The organism is Ruegeria sp. HKCCD7181, from assembly GCF_057221055.1.
In genome coordinates this window covers 207,384-224,864 of sequence record NZ_JBWVBC010000008.1, presented here as the reverse complement: position 1 = coordinate 224,864, position 17,481 = coordinate 207,384, and the positions used below count along the sequence as shown (strand labels likewise).

Below are 17,481 nucleotides of genomic sequence, written 5' to 3'. Positions count from 1 at the left end.
ATGCGTCCGACCGTCTCTCCAGCCCGTCCCGCCGTCTCGCCAGCGTGTCAGCACCACCTCAGCAGCGCCGGTGAAGGGGGTTCTAAGGATAACTACAAATACCCGCAAGTGGAAAATCACATTCCGCGCATTTTTTTTGCCATTTCTTATTTAACCTTTTTAAATCAATTATTTACTAGTTACCGGTCAAGGGGAATCCATCCTGTTTCGGCATAGATCAACCTAACAACTATGGCTCTCTCCCGGAGGTCCCTACACCATTGCACCAGATATAGTGACTCGGGACATCCACCACACAAGCGCCACCCGACTCGAATTGCTCGAAGTGATTCATTTTCTGCCGAGAAAAAGACATTCTGAGTTCTCAATGACTCCAATAAACGCCCTGGACGGCACCCCAATACACGGCAACTTGTTTCAGAGCCTTGCGCATCTGCCCAAGATGCGGTCAGGTCACACGACAAACCCACCACCTTTCCTGAATGCCAACCATGACCCATGCCAATTCCTTTCCTCTGGTGCGTACAGTTGGTTACGACGGCCTGCTGGTAACCTTCGCGGACTCGATGACGGAGTCATCAAACCGCGCCGCGCTGGCCTTTCGAAGCGCCGTCGACAGCCTGCGGTTGGAGGGTGTCATTGAAACTTCTGCGTCTCTGGCTTCGGCTTATGTTCGCTTCGATCCACTCTCCCTACCGCATGTCGAAATAGAAGATCATGTCCGGCAAATGCTGGACCAACGTGATTGGTACAACGCCCCTCTGCCCGACGGACGAAAGCTATGGCGTGTCCCCACTGTTTACGGAACCGACCTCGCACCGCAGCTGGATGAGGCAGCAGCAGCAGCCGGCTTGACACCAAACGAGGCCGTCCGCCGCCTTAGCCAGACACGGGTACGCGTGCTGACAATCGGATTTGCGCCGGGGCAACCCTATCTCGGGCCGCTTGGCCCCGAGTTCAACATTCCCCGGTTGAAAGAGCTGACCCCGATGGTGCCTGAAGGAGCGCTGGTTCTGGCGATCTCGCAATTCGTCCTGTTTTCCGGGCCGACTCCGACCGGGTGGCGCCATGTCGGGCAGACAGCATTTCGATGTTTCCGCCCCGAAAGCCGTCAGGCCTTTGCCCTGAACCCCGGGGATGAGATGCTGTTCGAGTCGGTATCGAGGGATGAGCTCGAAAGTATCAAGTCCGGTCACGCGGATAGTGCGGCCTGTCAGGAGATCGAACCATGAGCCTGACCGTCCTCAGCGTTGGTCCCGCCTGCACGATTCAGGATCTGGGGCGAAAGGGATTTCTAGACCAAGGCCTGTCTCGGTCTGGAGCGGCGGATATTCTAGCGTTGCATGAAGGAGCCGCGTTGTTGGGTCAAAGTCCTGCCCTGGCAGCACTGGAAATGGCCGGAATGGGTGGGCGCTTTGAGGCTACACAGCAGACGCAGATTGCGCTGACCGGAGCACCAATGCAGGCAACGATCGATGGGAGCCCGGTTATATGGAACGCGTCACACATGCTGGAACCGGGCCAGCGTTTGTACGTTGGTGCGGCCTCGCAAGGCAATTACGGCTATCTGCATGTCGGCGGAGGTATTGATACCGAGCCTTTTCTGGCATCGCGGTCCACCCATCTGACGGCTAAGGTTGGCCGCGCCCTACAGGCAGGAGACGTGCTGCCGGCCGGATATCAGGCAGGGAAGCCGGGCCGGAAACTGCGTGCGGAAGACCGTTTTTCGGGTGGCGCCCTGCGGGTCGTCGCCAGTTTTCAAACTCCGATGTTCGATCAGGCCACCCTGGATCGGTTTGCCAAAACCGAATTCCGGCGCGGTGCCCGTGCCAACCGAATGGGGATGCAACTGGAAAGTGACGGAGATGGGTTTGCAGCCAAGGGCCAGCTAAACGTGCTTTCCGAAGTCATTGCCCCCGGCGACATACAGATGACGGGCACCGGAAATCCTTTCATCCTACTGCCAGAATGCCAGACGACTGGCGGTTATCCCCGTATCGCGACAGTACTGCCCTGCGATCTGCCCCGCGCGGCGCAAACCCCGGCAGGAGGACGGTTGCAGTTCGAATTTGTGACACTGGAACAGGCCGTCGCAATTCAATCGGATTTTGTTACGGACCTTGCCCGCCTACCGGGCAGGGTTGAGGCCTTGATCCGCGATCCCCATGACATCGCCGACCTGTTGTCCTACCAATTGATTGGCGGAGTAATCTCTGCCACGGATTAAGGAGATATGCCGATGCCGCAAGTTGATCTGAACGCCGATATGGGTGAAAGCTTTGGCCCCTGGAAGATGGGTGACGATGAAAGCCTGCTGCAGATCATCACGTCGGCCAATATCGCGTGCGGTTTTCACGCGGGTGATCCTGATGTGATGTCGAGAACCATGACCCTGGCTGCCGAAAACGATGTCGGTATCGGCGCGCATCCCGGATTTCCGGATCTGCAGGGCTTTGGGCGTCGCAACATGAAAGTCCCACATGATACCTTGCGCAATCTCGTGCGGTACCAGTTAGGGGCGGCAATGGGTGTGGCAACTGCAATTGGAACCAAAGTGCGTCACCTGAAACTGCACGGGGCATTGGCCAATATGTGCTCGGTCGATATTGACATGGCGCGGGCCTGTTACCAAGGCGCACTGGATGTCGATCCCGATATCATCATCATGGTTCTGGCCGTCACCAAACAGGAAAAGGCTGTGCGGGAGCTCGGTTGCAAATGGGTGGGAGAAATCTTTGCAGACCGCGCCTACAACGATGATGGCACATTGGTTGATCGCAGCCTGCCAGGCGCTGTTATCCATGATCCAGAACTTGCGGGACCCCGCATTCTGAACATGGTTCGCGAAGGCGCCATTATTGCTGAAAGCGGAAAGCGGCTGGAAACATCGATCGATACGATCTGTCTGCATGGCGACGGGCCGACCGCGGTTCAGATCGCACGCGCGGTTCGCGAGAACCTGATCGCAGGTGGGGTCGATGTAACGAAATTCATCCGATAGACAGATACGCGCAATCTCTGCGACCCAGCTTCTTACTGTTGCCCGAACAGGATTCAGACCCTAGCATGCCTGCAAGTGCATGTTCTGAATACTGTAATTGAAGCAATGTAATTCGCGTGGGAGACCCCGGCTTTCCCGAACGCGGCCAAGTTTCGCGCAAGGAGGCACAAATGTCTTTCGACCTGATGTCCTATCAGCCACGAGGTGACAAGAAGAACTCGGACTTCTTCACCGAGTATCTTCCAAAGATCTACGAACGCCGCGCCAGCTCGGGTATTGCCGAGCAGGTGGGCGCTATGCGCGCGATTGTGATCCAGGTCGAGGCGGCTGCATTGTTCGACACGATGGTCGAATTGTACGTCATGACGCCCTATCGCCACACGGCCAGCTATCTTGGATTGACCCATAAATTCTCGGTCCTGCACTCCCATCCCGACTACCCCGCAATGATCGTGATGGCACCTCTCAGCGACACGTTCGAGGACTTCATCCCGCGCATCAACCGCATGTATCCGCTGGCGCGAAACACTCCGCAGACCCGTTATGTCGGTGAGATTTTTGCGGCTTCGGATCTGAACACGCTTACTGGAACACTTGAAGATCAGAACATCCGGTTCGAATACAGCGGTGACACAGAGAACCCATTCTACACGCAGGACGGGTTTCGCTTTACAACGCCATCCGATTTCACCTGCAATCGGGTGGGATATTCCACGCTGGACTTTGAAGACACAGACAGTCTGGGGCTGGGCGACCGGGTACTGCTAAGCGCGGATGAGCAGGCGCGTCTGGATCAGGCTAAGGCCTTTGGAACAGACAGCAGAATTGCGCCGCTGATGCTGGGGATCGACCACTTGGCCACGCGCGTTCTCGCCGGTGAACGCGAAGATGCTATCCTCGAGTTCCTGACGATGGTGCCCTATTACTTTTGGGGGGCCTACAACATCTTCGACATGAACTCATCGACCAACGTAAACCGGAACGCCAACGTGGACGATGACAAGAAATCGCCCGCCAAGGTGTTCACAGCAAACAACACCCCGTCCTTCGTGAACTCCTTCGCCAAGCTACCCATGCCGACCGAGGACTTCGTGCGCAACTTCGGACGCCGTCTGCACCACATGGCGGTTGAGATTCAGGATGGCGATCACGGTGCGGGGGAAAAGAATGTCGATTTCGTCGTCAACACGCTTAAGGACAAAGGCGTACCTTTCCTGGCGCATGTGGTTGGAGAGTGCAAAGATGATCCGAACCTCAAGCAGATCTTCTCGAAGCACTCGAAGAACACTTTGCTGATCACCGAGTATATCGAGCGCTGCCACAAATATGATGGTTTCTTTACCAAGGATAATGTAGCCGCCCTGACCGCCGCTGCGGGACAGGACGAGCAATACGAACACGGCCACGTATTTGATTGACACGCCACAATGAAAAAGGCTGTGAACTTTCGTTCACAGCCAAGGTTCAAGAGTGAGAGTACGTCGGGTCTTATGACGGCCCGATCATGAAACAGGTGACGTTTCGCGCTTGCAGACGGCGGCAGGCCAGATCGGCTTGTTCGCGAGTCATGCCCTGAAACGTTGCATCAAAGCCTCGCGAACTTTGGTTAACCTTGCGCAAAGTGCCCTCCAGAGTGGTCATTTCCGACAAGGCTGTTTTCAACAAGACTTTCTCGGCCTCGTAACGCGTCGTATAGCGGCCCACATTTACGCCCCATAGGTGCCCACCCGATGTGGACAGGCGGGTAACAACTTCTTGCTCTGGCTCGAGCTTTTGCGCTGATCCTGTTGAGGCCAACACCAAATCCTCTGGGCGGGGAGCCGGGCGTGTATCACTGTCGTTTGAAGGCGCGATATCCGCAGCTGCAATGGCAGCAGCGATACCATTTTGAATGCGAGCCCCATTTTTGACAGCGGTTTCGGCTACGGCCCCAGCCACCTGTACGGCAGCACCAGCCCCCGGTCGCAGAACCGGACGCAGGCTGGACTTGGGCGCTCCGGTCAGGCTTGCGACCACTGCGCCCAATCCAGCATTCCCTGCATAAACTGGCCGCGCAGGCTTGCGGATCGGAGCGCGCGACGGTGCACGGCGGAAGCCCATATCCAGCAACTCGGCCACTTTAGCGTTGCGTGATGCGCCGGACTTACCGCCAAAGACGGTCGCAATAATACGCTCATCCTTGCGTTTGGCTGAAGCAACAAGATTAAAACCCGCGGCGCGGGTGTAGCCAGTCTTGATACCGTCGGCCCCTTTGTAAGCAGCGAGCAAACGACGGTTCGTATTTGGAACTGTCTTAATCCCGGCATGCGTCGATTGTCGCGAGAACAGATTGTAGTACTGCGGATAATCATAGAGCAGGTGGCGGCCAAGAGTCGTCATGTCGCGCGCCGTGGACAAGTGCCCCGACTCAGTTAGCCCATGGGCATTCTTGAAGGTCGTCCGGCTCATTCCCATCGCCTTGGCCGTCCGTGTCATGCGACGGGCGAACGCCGCCTCTGATCCGCTGAGCGCGATCCCGATGGCGGTAGCCGCGTCATTGGCAGACTTCACAGCTGCGGCGCGGATCAGATAGCGAAACGCGATCGTCTGTCCCGATCTCAAACCCAGCTTGGAAGGAGGCTCGGACGCGGCTTTCTTTGTGATCCGGACCGGTGTGTCCAGTGTGATCTCACCATTTCGCACCGCCTCGAACGCGATATAGAGGGTCATCATTTTGGTCAGGGACGCCGGGTGCAGCCGGGTATCCGCGTTGCGGGAATGCAGAACCTCCCCGGTACGCGCATCAATTACCATTGCCGCGTAGGGGGCCGCCGCGACCTTCAGTGGCGCAATAACAAGCAGCCACACGAATGCTATAAAGAGAAAGCCCGTTCGGGCCGGAACTGTCCGCCGAATCTGCACGATCTTTGCCTCTGTCTGCCTCGCGCCGCCGGGTTTTCCCGGTCAGCTAAAATTATTTTATTACGAACAAGGCTAGCACAGAGGCCCAATGAAATAAACCGAAAGCTGGAATTTCACGCGAATGTTTTGGCCGCCTAGGCACCCCTATATATTGTGCGCATCGACTGCCAACCCACCACACCAGCGACAAAATAAGGCACCAAGATCAGACCAGCCGCGCTTTTTTGGAAACTGAGGCCAAACCGCAACATTAGCACAGTGCCCGAACAAGTTCGGCCAGTTCGCTCAGATCCATCAATTCGCGGTAGCGCGGATTCCCGGTTGGTATTTCGGCTTTCTCTACTTCCCAGACATGTCCGTGAGGCACGTAGACGCCCCAGCATCCGGCCTGTATGGGTGCCACCACATCGGATCGCATGGAATTGCCCACCATCATCGCCGAAGCCGGGCCGTCTCCATGTTGTGCAAAAATAGACCGGTAGGTCTCGGGCACTTTCTCCGACACAATTTCGACCGCGTCGAACAATTCTCCCAAGCCTGATTGCGCCAGCTTCCGCTCCTGATCGATTAGGTCCCCCTTGGTGATCAGTACCACTTTTTGCAAGCGGGCGACTTCTTCAATCGCTTCGCGGGCGTGTGGCAAAAGCTCAATCGGATAGGCGAGCATCTCTTGTCCGGCCTCAATCAAACGCCGGATTACCGAGGCGGGAACGCGATCATCGGTCACCTCGATTGCCGTTTCAATCATCGACAGGGTGAACCCCTTCACCCCAAATCCATAGTGTCGGATGTTGCGTTTTTCCGCGGCCAGCAACCGCTCCATCAGGTGGTCACGTTCTGCGTGGTCGGCCAGCAGCTCGGCGAAATACGCCTGTGTGAGCTGAAAGAACCGCTCATTGTGCCATAGCGTGTCATCGGCATCGAAACCGATTATAGTCAGCCTGTTACTCATTCTGATTCCGTCCGGTTTCTCTTTTCTCTGACTGACCTGACGTTATATAAGCCCTGACACAAACCGAAGCATGAAACGGATTCTTTAAGGCAATGCTCGAAACCCCGTGGATGATGTCTGACAAATCGGACGAGGATGACAACACGTCGGTCCTGGTACAGACGCGTCCAAAGACCAAACGCCCGCCGCTGTACAAGGTGCTGTTGCTGAACGACGATTACACACCGATGGAATTCGTCGTTCACGTGTTGGAACGGTTCTTTGGCATGACCCACGCGCAGGCGTTCGAGATTATGCTGACGGTCCATAAGAAGGGCGTAGCCGTGGTTGGCGTCTTCAGTCACGAGATCGCAGAAACCAAGGTGGGTCAGGTGATGGACTTTGCGCGCCGCCATCAGCACCCCCTGCAATGCACAATGGAACGCGAAGAGTAAGGCAGCCTGTTTGGCGCCTGATCCGCTCCGCCTGCTGGATTTAGTAATGTCCCCTCGCCTCAGCCTTGCACTGGATACCGGCCTGAGCCTGTCAGGGCCGCTGTCCGTAATCGGAGCGACGCCCGAGCACGACCTGTCAGCCCTTTCGAGGGAGACCGAGATTGTACAACCCTTCCGGCCGTTTCACGATCATTTTGCCTCATTGGGTTTCGATACCAAACCCGAGTCGGAAACCTCCTGCAAAGATGCTGTCGTTTTCCTGCCGCGCGCAAAAGCGCTGGCGCGTGCGCTGATCAGTCAGACATGTTCCCGAGCCAGCGGTGTTGTCGTTGTAGACGGCGCCAAGACGGATGGCATCGACAGCGTGCTGAAGGATGTTCGCAAACGGGTTTCCATCGAAGGGCCAATCTCTAAGGCACATGGCAAGATCTTCTGGTTCCAGTCCAACGAACAGGCTTTTGCAGATTGGGCGGCACCGGACCGGCAACAGGTGGATGGGTTTCGAACCGCGCCCGGCGTATTTTCCGCCGACGGGATTGATCCGGCGTCTGCTTTGCTGGCCAAAGCACTGCCTCAAAAGCTGGGGTCACGGGTCGCTGATCTGGGTGCAGGCTGGGGCTTTCTGTCTGCTCAGCTTCTGGTAGATGACAAAATTCGCAGTCTACATATGGTCGAGGCTGATCACGTGGCACTTGCTTGTGCACGCGACAATATCGCGGACGAACGGGCGCAGTTCCATTGGGCAGATGCTGTCACGTGGACAGCCCCGGAACCTCTGGACACGGTCGTCATGAACCCGCCCTTCCATACGTCCCGCGCCGCTGATCCTGCTTTGGGCCGGGGGTTCATCACCTCCGCAGCACGCAATCTGGCCCGCGCAGGCGGTCTGTGGATGGTCGCCAACCGCTACCTGCCTTACGAGACCGCTCTGACCGAGGTGTTTCTCCGCGTCGACGAGGTTGCCGGCAACAATCGGTTCAAGGTGTTTCATGCCTCTCGCCCTCGTCGGTAATCCCGGCTAACGTGCCCCGCAACTCAGGAGAAAGCCCATGTCCTTTTCCATAACTGGCAAGACAGCGATCGTGACCGGGGGCGCCAGTGGAATCGGTCTGGCCATCGGGCGCCATTTTGCGGATGCCGGGGCTAATGTCATGTTCGCCGACATGGATGAAAAGCGACTGGCAGAAGAGCTGGGCGATCAGGCTGATGACGGTAATATCAGGTACTTTACAGGGGACTTGCGTGAAAAGTTGACGATCGCCAATTTGCTTTCAGCCACCCTGGATGCCTTTGATCAAGTAGACATACTGGTCAACGGATCACGGCAGGTAATACCTTCGGACCCGCTGGACATGGAGGACGATTCGGTTCGCACACTTCTGAACCAAAATCTGATGCCGGCCCTGCGTCTCAGCCAGCTGATCGCCAAGCGTATGATCAAGCAGGCCGGGGACGACGACGAGAACCCTGCGGGTTCCATCATCAACCTGTCGTCCATCGCGGCCCGGCGCACGCACCCCGATCTGATGGCATATTCGGTATCGACCGCTGCGCTGGATCAGATGACCCGGTCATTGGCCGTGGCGCTGGCCCCAAACCGCATCCGGGTAAATTCAATCGCGCTGGGATCGGTTATGAGTGCATCGTTGCAATCAACGCTGAAGGACAACCGCGATTTCCGCGACGACATCGAAAAACACACACCATTGGCCCGCATTGCCGCGCCGAACGAGCTGGTCGAAACCGCACAGTTTTTGGCCTCTGACGCGGCGGGTTTCATGACCGGACAAATTCTGACCATCGACGGTGGCCGCACCCTGCTGGACCCGGTCGCCGCTCCAGCCCATTGAGACCCATGTTTGAAACTGAAAAATCCACTGCTTCAGTGTGGTTCCGTCAACTGCGTGATGACATTGTCGCGGCGTTTGAGGCACTCGAGGACAGCCACGATAGCGGTCCGTTTTCCGATGCAAAACCAGGCCGGTTCGAAGTCAAAGAGACCACGCGCCAGTCCGAGGACGGATCCGATGCCGGTGGCGGGTTAATGTCGGTCATGCGGGGCGGGCGTGTCTTCGAAAAGGTTGGCGTCAACGTCTCGACTGTTTACGGCACCCTGGGTGAACGCGCGCAACAGGCAATGGCTGCTCGCAAAGGCATTCCCGGCATGAGCGAAGATCCAAGTTTCTGGGCATCAGGCATCAGCCTGGTTGCGCATATGCAGAACCCGCATGTACCCGCGGTTCACATGAATACCCGCATGTTCTGGACACCGCACGCCTGGTGGTTCGGCGGTGGCTCGGACCTGAACCCCTGCATCGAATATGACGATGACACGGCGCATTTCCATGCTACGCAAAAGGCACATCTGGACCCACATGGCCCCGGTCACTACCCGCGCCTGAAAGACTGGGCGGACGAGTATTTCTATATCCCCCACCGCAAACGGGCGCGCGGTGTCGGCGGTATCTTCATGGATGATTATTGCACCGGCGACTGGCAGTCGGATTTTGCCCTGACGCAGGATATTGGCCGCGCGTTTCTGCCAGCCTTTCTTCCTTTAGTCGAAAAGCGCCGTGAGCAGGGCTTTTCGGACGAAGACAAAAACACCCAGCTGGTGCATCGCGGCCTCTACGCCGAGTATAATCTGGTCTATGACCGGGGCACGAAATTCGGGCTTGAAACCGGGCACGATCCGGATGCCGTTCTTATGAGCCTGCCTCCGCTGGCCAAATGGGTATGATTTTCAGAACCGCCTATCCATCATAAAGTTGTCAGTGCAATAGCGCCATGCTGATGCTGCCGACATGTTCTCACCTACGCGCTTTACGGTGATGGAATAGCCGGGGTTTGTGTCGACCCCGGGCGGTGGAGTCAGCGTGAACTGAACCGTCTTTGTGCCACGCTCGTAGGCGCGCGATATATAGATGCGCTGCGAGGACTTTGTGCGCAGTGTGCGGATCGCGAAATCTCCGATTCCGCACCAAAAGGCTACCGGCGCGGATGAGCTGATGGCCCTCACTTCGTAAACCCCATTTTCCAGAGGCGTGACCTCGGTTTGGTATCCCATTCGGATGCCAACACCAAATCCGACAGCCTGCGCCAATCCCGGCGGCAGCATCACTGCGATTAAAAGAATCGCTTTCGAAATACGCTTCATTGCTCACCCCAAAGTGACAAAATCAAAAAACCTGTCTCTCCAGAGAACAGACTGAACAGGCAGCAGGCAAGGACTTTGTAAAATGTCCGTCTCGCAACACTGTCATCCCCAAGCTGCTTAAACTAGCAAAAACACTATGATTGAATGTGATGAGCGCTATTATTTCTGAAGTAGAAGTTTCCGGGGTGCTGTGTGCAAACGTCGTTTCCTAAAGACTGGTTCGATCTGACACCGGAAAAATACGCCGATTTTGGCGCGTTGTTTTACCTTGCGGCACTGACGAAAACGCACCAGCAACGACGACTGGCGCAGGTGCTTTACGCCTTTGAAACGCCTTTGCGGTTGGGCCAGTACCACATCTTCCGCCAGAACGGCTTTCCCCGCGGCTTTGTCACTTTTGCGGGTCTCAGCCCCGAGGCGGAATACAGATACGCGGTTCAGGAAAAACCGCTGACCGACAAGGACTTCACCTGCGGTTCCTCCTTCTGGATCGTCGACTTTGTCGCGCCGTTTGGACAAACCAACCAGATGGTGGATATTCTCAAGCGTGAAATTCCGCATCCGCGTGTGCGGACCAACCGAATGGACAGTGACCTGACCCGCAACCGGATCGTCGAATGGACCCGGGACGACGCGGGTGAAATACATATGCGTTTATTTAAGAAAAAGGAATTCGCGCAGACGCTGAAACAGGAGGGAGCATAAGATGGTCTCGATCACGATCAGCGGCGATACAACAGGATTCGTGACAGGAGAGCCGCCCAACCAGGCCACTGGTGATCTGGACGTGAGCGGCAACTTTCCAATCCTCTCTGAGACCTGGGCGATTCAAACCCCTCCCGCCCACGGCACGGCGAGTATCGACCCGGTGACAGGGGATTGGACCTACACAGTCGACCCCGCCTTTTTCGACAGCTTGCTGGACAACCAAGTCGTTACCGACACGTTTACCGTTCAGGTTTCAGGAGACGTTCAGACCTTTATCCTTGGGGCTCAGCCGTACACTCAGACTCAGCAGGTCACCATCACGATCGAAGGCGTGTGTTTTACCGCGGGTACGCTGATCGATGCAGCGGATGGGTCACGCGCCATCGAAACGCTCAGTGTCGGTGACGAAGTAATGACTGCGGATAACGGATTGCAGCCAATCCGATGGATCGAAAGCAGCAAACTCGGTTCAGATCGATTAAGGGACAATCCCGACATGCGACCGGTTCGGATCACGGCCGGCAGCCTTGGGCGAAACACTCCGGCGCGCGATCTGCTGGTTTCGCAACAGCACCGCATTCTGGTGAGCGGTCCGAAAGTCGATCTGCTGTTCGGTGCGCCCGAAGTTCTGGTCGCAGCCAAACACTTGTGTGGCTGGCCCGGTATATCGATCGATACGTCGGATCGGCCCATCGAATACCTGCACATCCTGCTTGACCGCCATGAAATCCTGACTGCCGAAGGCGCATTGGCTGAAAGCCTGTTTCTGGGCGAAGAGGCGCTGCACACCTTGTCGTCAGAGGCGCTGCAGGAATTGGCCGCAATTTATCCCGATCAAGCAGCACCCAACGGCATGAGCTTTGGACGCGCTGCCCGCTTGGTCCTGCGCGAGCATGAGGCGCGCGCACTCGTCTAGCCCGCCCCGTTTTCTCTGGAAATACGCCCGCCCACATCCTGCGGCGCCAGCGCCACGGTTTTTATGACAGCATGGCATGGGCTGCCCGGTTGCAGACCCAATGCAGCAACTGAACGCCGGGTGACACGCGCCAATACGACACCTGCCGAAGTTTGGACCGATACGATTGCCCCCGGGCCTTCGCCGGACCGTACCGCCTCGACCCGGCCTTCAAGCACATTCAGTGCAGACAAGCCCTCTGGTGGCTTACTGGACAGAATCACCTCCTGAGCCGGGATGCGAATACGCAGCGGTTCGCCAATCTGGTGCGGGATACGTGGCAAGAACAACCGCGCGTCGCCAGCCTCGAGTTCGGATAACCCGTCTGCGTGATGCGCTGCGACTTTTACCTGCAGCAGAGCACCAACGGCGCGTACGCCGGCAGGCGCAACAGAGGGGTCCGCCAGCACGTCCGACGCCGGTCCGTGGCGCAGGACCTTACCATCCTGTAACGCCACTACAGAGGTTGCCAGCCGGGCTACCTCGGCGGCGGAATGTGTGACGTATAGAATTGGCACCGAGACTTCATCGCGCAGCCGCTCGAAATAAGGTAGGATTTCTGCCTTTCGCGCATCGTCCAGTGCGGCCAGCGGCTCGTCCGCGAGGATCAAGCGAGGGCTGGCCAGCAATGCTCGCCCGATAGAGACCCGCTGCTTCTCGCCCCCTGACAGCATCGCCGGGCGACGGTTCAGCAGGTGCCCGATCCCCAGCATCTCGATCACACGGTCCGGGTTTTCCCGGCGTTCCTTACGGGGTGCGAACCAGCGACCATAAGCTAAATTCTGGCGTACGGTCAGGTGAGGGAATAATCTTCCTTCCTGAAAGATATATCCCAAACGCCGTCGATGCGGCGGTAACCACACGCCTTTGTTCGTATCGAACAGAACCCAGTCTCCGACTGCGACGCGCCCGGCATTTGGCCGCAACAACCCGGCAACCGCGTTGACCACAGTTGTCTTGCCAGATCCTGAACGTCCGAACAGAACCGTCACACCCGGCGGTGCGTCGAAATCCAAGTCCAAAGCGATCCCTGGCAGTTGATGGTTCAGGCGCACGGACAGACTCATGACCCGGCCACCCTTTGCGCCACGCGGCGGCCGACATACTCTGACAACAACAACGCCCCCATCGCGATGACGATCGAAATGATGACCAAACGTGTTGCAGCAGCCTCACCTCCCGGAACCTGCAAGAATGCGTAGACTGCCGAAGGAAGGGTCTGCGTCTGCCCGGGAATATTCGAGACGAAGGTAATGGTTGCTCCAAATTCTCCCATCGCTTTGGCAAAGGCTAAAATGGCGCCCGCGATCACACCGGGCAGGATCATCGGCAAAGTCACCGTGGCGAAAACCAGTAACCGTGAAGCCCCAAGTGTTGCGCCGGCTTCCTCGAGCCGAGGGTCCACTGCCTCGATCGACAGGCGAATTGCGCGCACCATCAAGGGAAAGGCCATGATCCCCGCAGCCAATGCAGCTCCGGTCCAGCGGAACGCCACCACGATACCGAACTCTGCCAACAATTTGCCGAGGGGCCCCTGCACACCAAAGGTCAGCAGCAACAGATACCCCGTGACCACCGGCGGTAAGATCAGTGGCAAATGCACCAGACCGTTCAGCACCTGACGACCGGGGAAACGCCATCTTGCAAGTGCATAAGCAATGAAAATCCCAAAGGGCAAAGTAGCAAGCGTGGCCCAAAAGGACACACGCAGCGACAACCGCAGCGCTTCGGCCTCTGCTGGTCCCAACCAATCCATTCGACTACCCGTCAGGCAGGGAGAACCCCTGCCTCAGAAATTCAGATTTCGCCTGGTCCGATTGCAGGTAAGACAGAAAGTTCCGGGCTTCTGGTCCAGCCGAACTGGTCAATGCTGCAGGGTAGATGATCGGCGGATGCAGATCAGATGGTATGAGCGCGACAACCTGCACTCTGTCTTCGACCCGCGCATCGGACTGATAGACGATCCCCAAAGGCGCGGCTCCCGTTGCTACCAAGGCGAGAGCAGCGCGCACATTGTCTGCCTGCGCGACACGCGTATGGACACCGTCCCACAAACCTAATCCCTGCAAAGCTGCCTTGCCATAGATCCCCGCAGGGACCGCATCGACCAGCGCCATTGCAAGGTAACCGCCATCCAACTTGGCTTGCAGGTTGAAATCAGGGCCAATCTCGGTCCTTTCTGCGCTTTGCGCGCCGATCAAAACCAGCTCGTTACCGAGCAAATCCACTCGAGAAACAGGGTCGATCAACTGATCCTGCTGCAGCACGTCCATCCAGTCTACATTGGCGGAGATGAACAGATCCGCAGGCGCACCCAGTTGAATCTGCCGCGCGAGAACCGAGGACGCAGCATAGGAGACTGTTACCTGCTGCCCGGTCTCCTGCTCAAACTCGACGGCCAGTTCATCCAAGGCTGTCTTCAGACTGGCTGCTGCAAACACCAACACACTTTCTGCGCCGGCTCGAATCGGAGCCGCCAGCACAGCGCAAAAGGCCAAAGCGGCGATCAGACAGCGGCAGACGCCGGTCATCTTGTGCCTCCGGTTCAGAGGGTTGCAGTCCCCACGGGCATATCGGAGGCGGCACCGGACAGGCAAGGCCCTTTGCAGACTTAGCCCGCTGCCAAAGCTTATAGAATCTGTCGCAAACGGGATTGATCCTGCGCTTAATTCAGGCTGAAGCTACCGCTGCAGACCAAAGGACCTAGCTCATGTTGCATCAGACCCCCGGACTTATCGACGAAATCCGTGCCCGTTTCGCTCATGTCGAAACTTGTCCGTTTCAGGGCCCGCGCATTTTCTTTGAAAATGCCGGTGGTGCATTGACTCTGAATAAAGTTGCCGAGACATCCGCGAAATTTGCAGCCATCCCAGACAACCAAGGCCGCGAGAACGCGGCCAGCCATGCGTTAGTCGATATCATCAACACGGCCAAGGCCGACCTATCTGTCTTCATGAACGCCTCATCTGGTCAGTTCTTTGTGGGTGAAAGCGGTACCGAGTTGTTGTTCCGCATGATCCGCACTGCCTGTGTAAACGCTCCTGCGGGCAGCAAAGTCATCGGCAGCTCGATCGAACACCCTGCCAGCCGCAGCGCCGCCCGCCGTTGGGCCGGGATTGCCGGACTGGACTACGTTAACGTCCCACATGACGATGCCACCGGGCTGGTTACTGCCGACGATTACACGGCGTTCATGACTCCGGACGTGACAGTGGCAACGATCCTGCATGCGTCCCCAGTCACCGGTATGGGCATGGATGTTGCTGCCATCGCCAAAGCTATCCGTACAGTTTCGCCTGAGTGTTTCATCATCGTTGACGGTATTCAGCACGCGGCCCACGGTCAGATGGATATCGACAGTTACCAAGTGGATGGCTATGCGATCTCACCCTACAAAGTTTTCTCTCGCCACGGTTATGGAATCGCCTGGATTTCCGACAGGCTGACATCCCTACCCCATGACCAGCTGATCGATGCCCCGGCCGATGGGTGGGAATTCGGCACGCGAGATACAGGCGCCTATGCCACAATGTCTGACGTCGTGTCGTATTTCGACTGGCTGGGTGCGCAGGTAAGTGATTCTGCGGAACGCGGCGACAGGCTACGGGCTGCCGGAAAAGCGATTCACGCATATGAAACCCATCTGACCAAAGCGATGATCAACGGCACGGGCAATTTGCCAGGTTTGCGCGACATGGATCATGTCTCGATCCTGGCCGGTGCCGATAATGCGGCGCGTGAAGGGCTGGTTTCCATTACAGTGCGCGACATCCCCTCGGCTCAGGTGGTTGCGCTGTTGAACGCGCAAGGCATCCGCACCCATACGCGCAAGGCCGATCACTACAGCGGCAATGTTCTGGACCCGCTGGGGCTGAACGATTGTGTCCGCATTTCGCTATGTCACTACAACACCGAACACGAGGTCGCCCAACTGCTGGCCGCTATCAAGGATATAACGCCCTGATCCGACACATTACGCAATTGACGCAAAGAAATTCTGCCAACCCTCTTGCGCCTGCCCGCTGGCTTGGCTAAATCCCCCCTCACGGGTGATTAGCTCAGTTGGTAGAGCGCTTCGTTTACACCGAAGATGTCGGGAGTTCGAGTCTCTCATCACCCACCATCCTTTCCCCGCAATGTATCAAGGTCTTACGCGACTAGCACCTTTTGCGTTGCTGCGCATGAAACTGTGTCCGCTGCGCCTCCGCTGCACTTAGACAGAAAAGATGTCTCCAACACAGGAGATATGGGCCATGGCAACAATCGTAAAACGGCCTAGCGGAAAGTGGCAGGCGACGGTTCGTAAGGACGGGCAATCCCGATCCAAGTCCTTTATAAAGCGTGCCGATGCGACGAAGTGGGCTCGTGAGACGGAGTTGAGCGCCGACAGGGGATTGCTAACCCCAGACCTTAGTGTGAACGCATCCGCGATGACACTTGGTGAAGTGCTGCGAAAATACCGAGATAACGTCACGAGCGCAAAACGGTGCGCGAACAACGAAAGCTATGCAATCACCGGGTTCTTGAGGAAGTGTCGCAGGCTGGCCGATATGAAGGTCAACAAGCTGCGGTCCGCTGACTTTGTCCACTATCGTGACCAGCGCGTTAAATCCATGAAGGCGGCGACTGTGGTGAGGGAACTGGGTTGGATGCAACACGCCCTTGATGTCGCCTGTGAGGATTGGGGGCAGAACCTGCCACAGGGGAACCCGGTCAAGCATGTCCGGCGACCCAAGATCGACAACCGCCGCGAGAGACGATTGCAGCACGGAGAATGGCAGGCTTTGTTGGGTGCCGTGAACCAAGCTCGGTCTCCTTTTATGAAGCCGTTGCTGACGCTGGCTTTGGCGACCGGGATGCGACGCGGGGAATTACTGTCGATACAATGGAGGCATGTAGACCTTGAGCGTCGGACAGTGTTCTTGCCGCAAACAAAAAACGGTCGCGCCCGTACAGTGCCTCTCAGCCCGAATGCCGTTGCCGTATTGATGAGCCTGCCACGCAGAGAGGACCGTTGTTTCCCCCTGTCTGGTAACTCTGTGCGATTAGCCTTTGAACGCCTCAGACAACGTGCAGGTGTGGTCGACCTGACATTTCATGATCTTCGGCACGAGGCGGTATCGCGCTTTGTGGAAAGCGGGTTGTCACTAGCGCAGGTCCAGATGATCAGCGGGCATCGGGATTTGCGGATGCTGATGCGTTATACCCACCTACAAACCGATGACATCGTGGCAAAGCTGGCCGCCGTAGAACTTGCATAGATTGCCTTGATGCAACGCAGGGTGGTCGCAGTCTCCAAATGCGCCAGCTTGGACCACCCTGTTCCCTATCTTGCAACAAAAGTGCCCCTTCGCACATTTGGCAAGGGCTCTA

Annotated in this window: 19 protein-coding genes and 1 tRNA gene; 14 read left to right on the top strand and 6 right to left on the bottom strand. The window is 57.1% G+C overall.

Annotated elements, in window-relative coordinates:
- The 5 genes from AC2TCY_RS16770 to AC2TCY_RS16750 all read left to right on the top strand — a co-directional run.
- Positions 1 to 216 (top strand): hypothetical protein (locus tag AC2TCY_RS16770; protein WP_480849063.1); only part of this gene is annotated, 216 nt, incomplete at its 5' end.
- A 275-nt stretch (positions 217 to 491) separates the two neighbouring features.
- Entirely contained in the window at positions 492 to 1,232 is a 741-nt protein-coding gene (locus tag AC2TCY_RS16765; RefSeq protein WP_480849061.1) for a 5-oxoprolinase subunit B family protein, read from the top strand.
- Positions 1,229 to 2,227: a 5-oxoprolinase subunit C family protein gene (locus AC2TCY_RS16760; protein WP_480849059.1), complete on the top strand. Its 999-nt coding sequence runs from the start codon at positions 1,229 to 1,231 to the stop codon at positions 2,225 to 2,227. Before AC2TCY_RS16765 ends, AC2TCY_RS16760 begins: the two co-directional genes overlap by 4 nt.
- Positions 2,228 to 2,239: 12 nt before the next feature.
- Positions 2,240 to 3,001, top strand: a complete 762-nt coding sequence (locus tag AC2TCY_RS16755; protein WP_480849058.1) for a LamB/YcsF family protein — start codon at positions 2,240 to 2,242, stop codon at positions 2,999 to 3,001.
- Between the two features lie 170 nt (positions 3,002 to 3,171).
- Complete coding sequence (locus AC2TCY_RS16750) at positions 3,172 to 4,419, top strand: hypothetical protein (protein ID WP_480849056.1); 1,248 nt, start codon at positions 3,172 to 3,174, stop codon at positions 4,417 to 4,419.
- Positions 4,420 to 4,489: 70 nt separating this feature from the next.
- Here the strand turns inward: AC2TCY_RS16750 and AC2TCY_RS16745 are convergent, their stop codons facing one another.
- Together AC2TCY_RS16745 and AC2TCY_RS16740 are read right to left on the bottom strand one after the other, a co-directional pair.
- Positions 4,490 to 5,902, bottom strand: coding sequence for a D-alanyl-D-alanine carboxypeptidase family protein (locus AC2TCY_RS16745; RefSeq protein ID WP_480849054.1), 1,413 nt, complete (start codon positions 5,900 to 5,902; stop codon positions 4,490 to 4,492).
- A 250-nt stretch (positions 5,903 to 6,152) separates the two neighbouring features.
- The gene (locus AC2TCY_RS16740; RefSeq protein WP_480849052.1) at positions 6,153 to 6,854 is read right to left on the bottom strand and encodes an HAD family hydrolase; all 702 of its coding nucleotides are present in this window, start codon (positions 6,852 to 6,854) and stop codon (positions 6,153 to 6,155) included.
- Between the two features lie 92 nt (positions 6,855 to 6,946).
- Here AC2TCY_RS16740 and clpS point away from each other — a divergent pair, with 92 nt between their 5' ends.
- Genes clpS through hemF form a run of 4 tightly spaced genes read left to right on the top strand, consistent with a single transcriptional unit; the run spans position 6,947 to position 10,028 of the window.
- The gene (gene clpS, locus AC2TCY_RS16735) at positions 6,947 to 7,288 is read left to right on the top strand and encodes an ATP-dependent Clp protease adapter ClpS (RefSeq protein ID WP_480849051.1); all 342 of its coding nucleotides are present in this window, start codon (positions 6,947 to 6,949) and stop codon (positions 7,286 to 7,288) included.
- Between the two features lie 46 nt (positions 7,289 to 7,334).
- A complete protein-coding gene (locus AC2TCY_RS16730) occupies positions 7,335 to 8,300 on the top strand; it encodes a class I SAM-dependent methyltransferase (RefSeq protein ID WP_480849049.1) in 966 nt (321 codons plus the stop codon).
- A gap of 37 nt (positions 8,301 to 8,337) precedes the next feature.
- A complete protein-coding gene (locus tag AC2TCY_RS16725; protein WP_480849047.1) occupies positions 8,338 to 9,138 on the top strand; it encodes an SDR family NAD(P)-dependent oxidoreductase in 801 nt (266 codons plus the stop codon).
- 5 nt (positions 9,139 to 9,143) lie between these two features.
- Positions 9,144 to 10,028: an oxygen-dependent coproporphyrinogen oxidase gene (gene hemF / locus AC2TCY_RS16720; RefSeq protein ID WP_480849045.1), complete on the top strand. Its 885-nt coding sequence runs from the start codon at positions 9,144 to 9,146 to the stop codon at positions 10,026 to 10,028.
- Positions 10,029 to 10,031: 3 nt separating this feature from the next.
- Here hemF and AC2TCY_RS16715 read toward each other — a convergent pair whose 3' ends face one another.
- Complete coding sequence (locus AC2TCY_RS16715; RefSeq protein WP_480849044.1) at positions 10,032 to 10,445, bottom strand: hypothetical protein; 414 nt, start codon at positions 10,443 to 10,445, stop codon at positions 10,032 to 10,034.
- A 192-nt stretch (positions 10,446 to 10,637) separates the two neighbouring features.
- On the opposite strand from AC2TCY_RS16715, the gene AC2TCY_RS16710 reads away from it, so the two are divergent.
- Both AC2TCY_RS16710 and AC2TCY_RS16705 read left to right on the top strand, forming a co-directional pair.
- Positions 10,638 to 11,150, top strand: a complete 513-nt coding sequence (locus AC2TCY_RS16710; protein WP_480849043.1) for a toxin-activating lysine-acyltransferase — start codon at positions 10,638 to 10,640, stop codon at positions 11,148 to 11,150.
- 1 nt (position 11,151) lies between these two features.
- Positions 11,152 to 12,069: a Hint domain-containing protein gene (locus AC2TCY_RS16705; RefSeq protein ID WP_480849042.1), complete on the top strand. Its 918-nt coding sequence runs from the start codon at positions 11,152 to 11,154 to the stop codon at positions 12,067 to 12,069.
- On the opposite strand, the gene modC is transcribed toward AC2TCY_RS16705, so the two are convergent.
- Genes modC through modA form a run of 3 tightly spaced genes read right to left on the bottom strand, consistent with a single transcriptional unit; the run spans position 12,066 to position 14,639 of the window.
- Positions 12,066 to 13,175 carry a molybdenum ABC transporter ATP-binding protein gene (modC, locus tag AC2TCY_RS16700; RefSeq protein ID WP_480849040.1) on the bottom strand — a complete coding sequence of 370 codons (1,110 nt, stop codon included), beginning with the start codon at positions 13,173 to 13,175 and terminating at the stop codon, positions 12,066 to 12,068. The genes AC2TCY_RS16705 and modC overlap by 4 nt on opposite strands.
- Positions 13,172 to 13,864, bottom strand: coding sequence for a molybdate ABC transporter permease subunit (modB, locus tag AC2TCY_RS16695; RefSeq protein ID WP_480849039.1), 693 nt, complete (start codon positions 13,862 to 13,864; stop codon positions 13,172 to 13,174). The genes modC and modB overlap by 4 nt, the downstream gene beginning before the upstream one ends.
- A 4-nt stretch (positions 13,865 to 13,868) precedes the next feature.
- Positions 13,869 to 14,639 (bottom strand): molybdate ABC transporter substrate-binding protein, encoded by a 771-nt coding sequence (gene modA / locus AC2TCY_RS16690; RefSeq protein WP_480849038.1) that lies wholly within the window; start codon positions 14,637 to 14,639, stop codon positions 13,869 to 13,871.
- A gap of 179 nt (positions 14,640 to 14,818) precedes the next feature.
- Between modA and AC2TCY_RS16685 the strand changes: the two genes are divergently transcribed.
- The 3 genes from AC2TCY_RS16685 to AC2TCY_RS16675 all read left to right on the top strand — a co-directional run bounded on the left by AC2TCY_RS16685 (position 14,819) and on the right by AC2TCY_RS16675 (position 17,369).
- Positions 14,819 to 16,072 carry an aminotransferase class V-fold PLP-dependent enzyme gene (locus AC2TCY_RS16685; protein ID WP_480849036.1) on the top strand — a complete coding sequence of 418 codons (1,254 nt, stop codon included), beginning with the start codon at positions 14,819 to 14,821 and terminating at the stop codon, positions 16,070 to 16,072.
- 83 nt (positions 16,073 to 16,155) lie between these two features.
- Positions 16,156 to 16,231 (top strand) — tRNA-Val (locus AC2TCY_RS16680).
- Positions 16,232 to 16,361: 130 nt separating this feature from the next.
- Positions 16,362 to 17,369, top strand: a complete 1,008-nt coding sequence (locus AC2TCY_RS16675; RefSeq protein WP_480849035.1) for a tyrosine-type recombinase/integrase — start codon at positions 16,362 to 16,364, stop codon at positions 17,367 to 17,369.
- Positions 17,370 to 17,481: the final 112 nt, after the last annotated feature.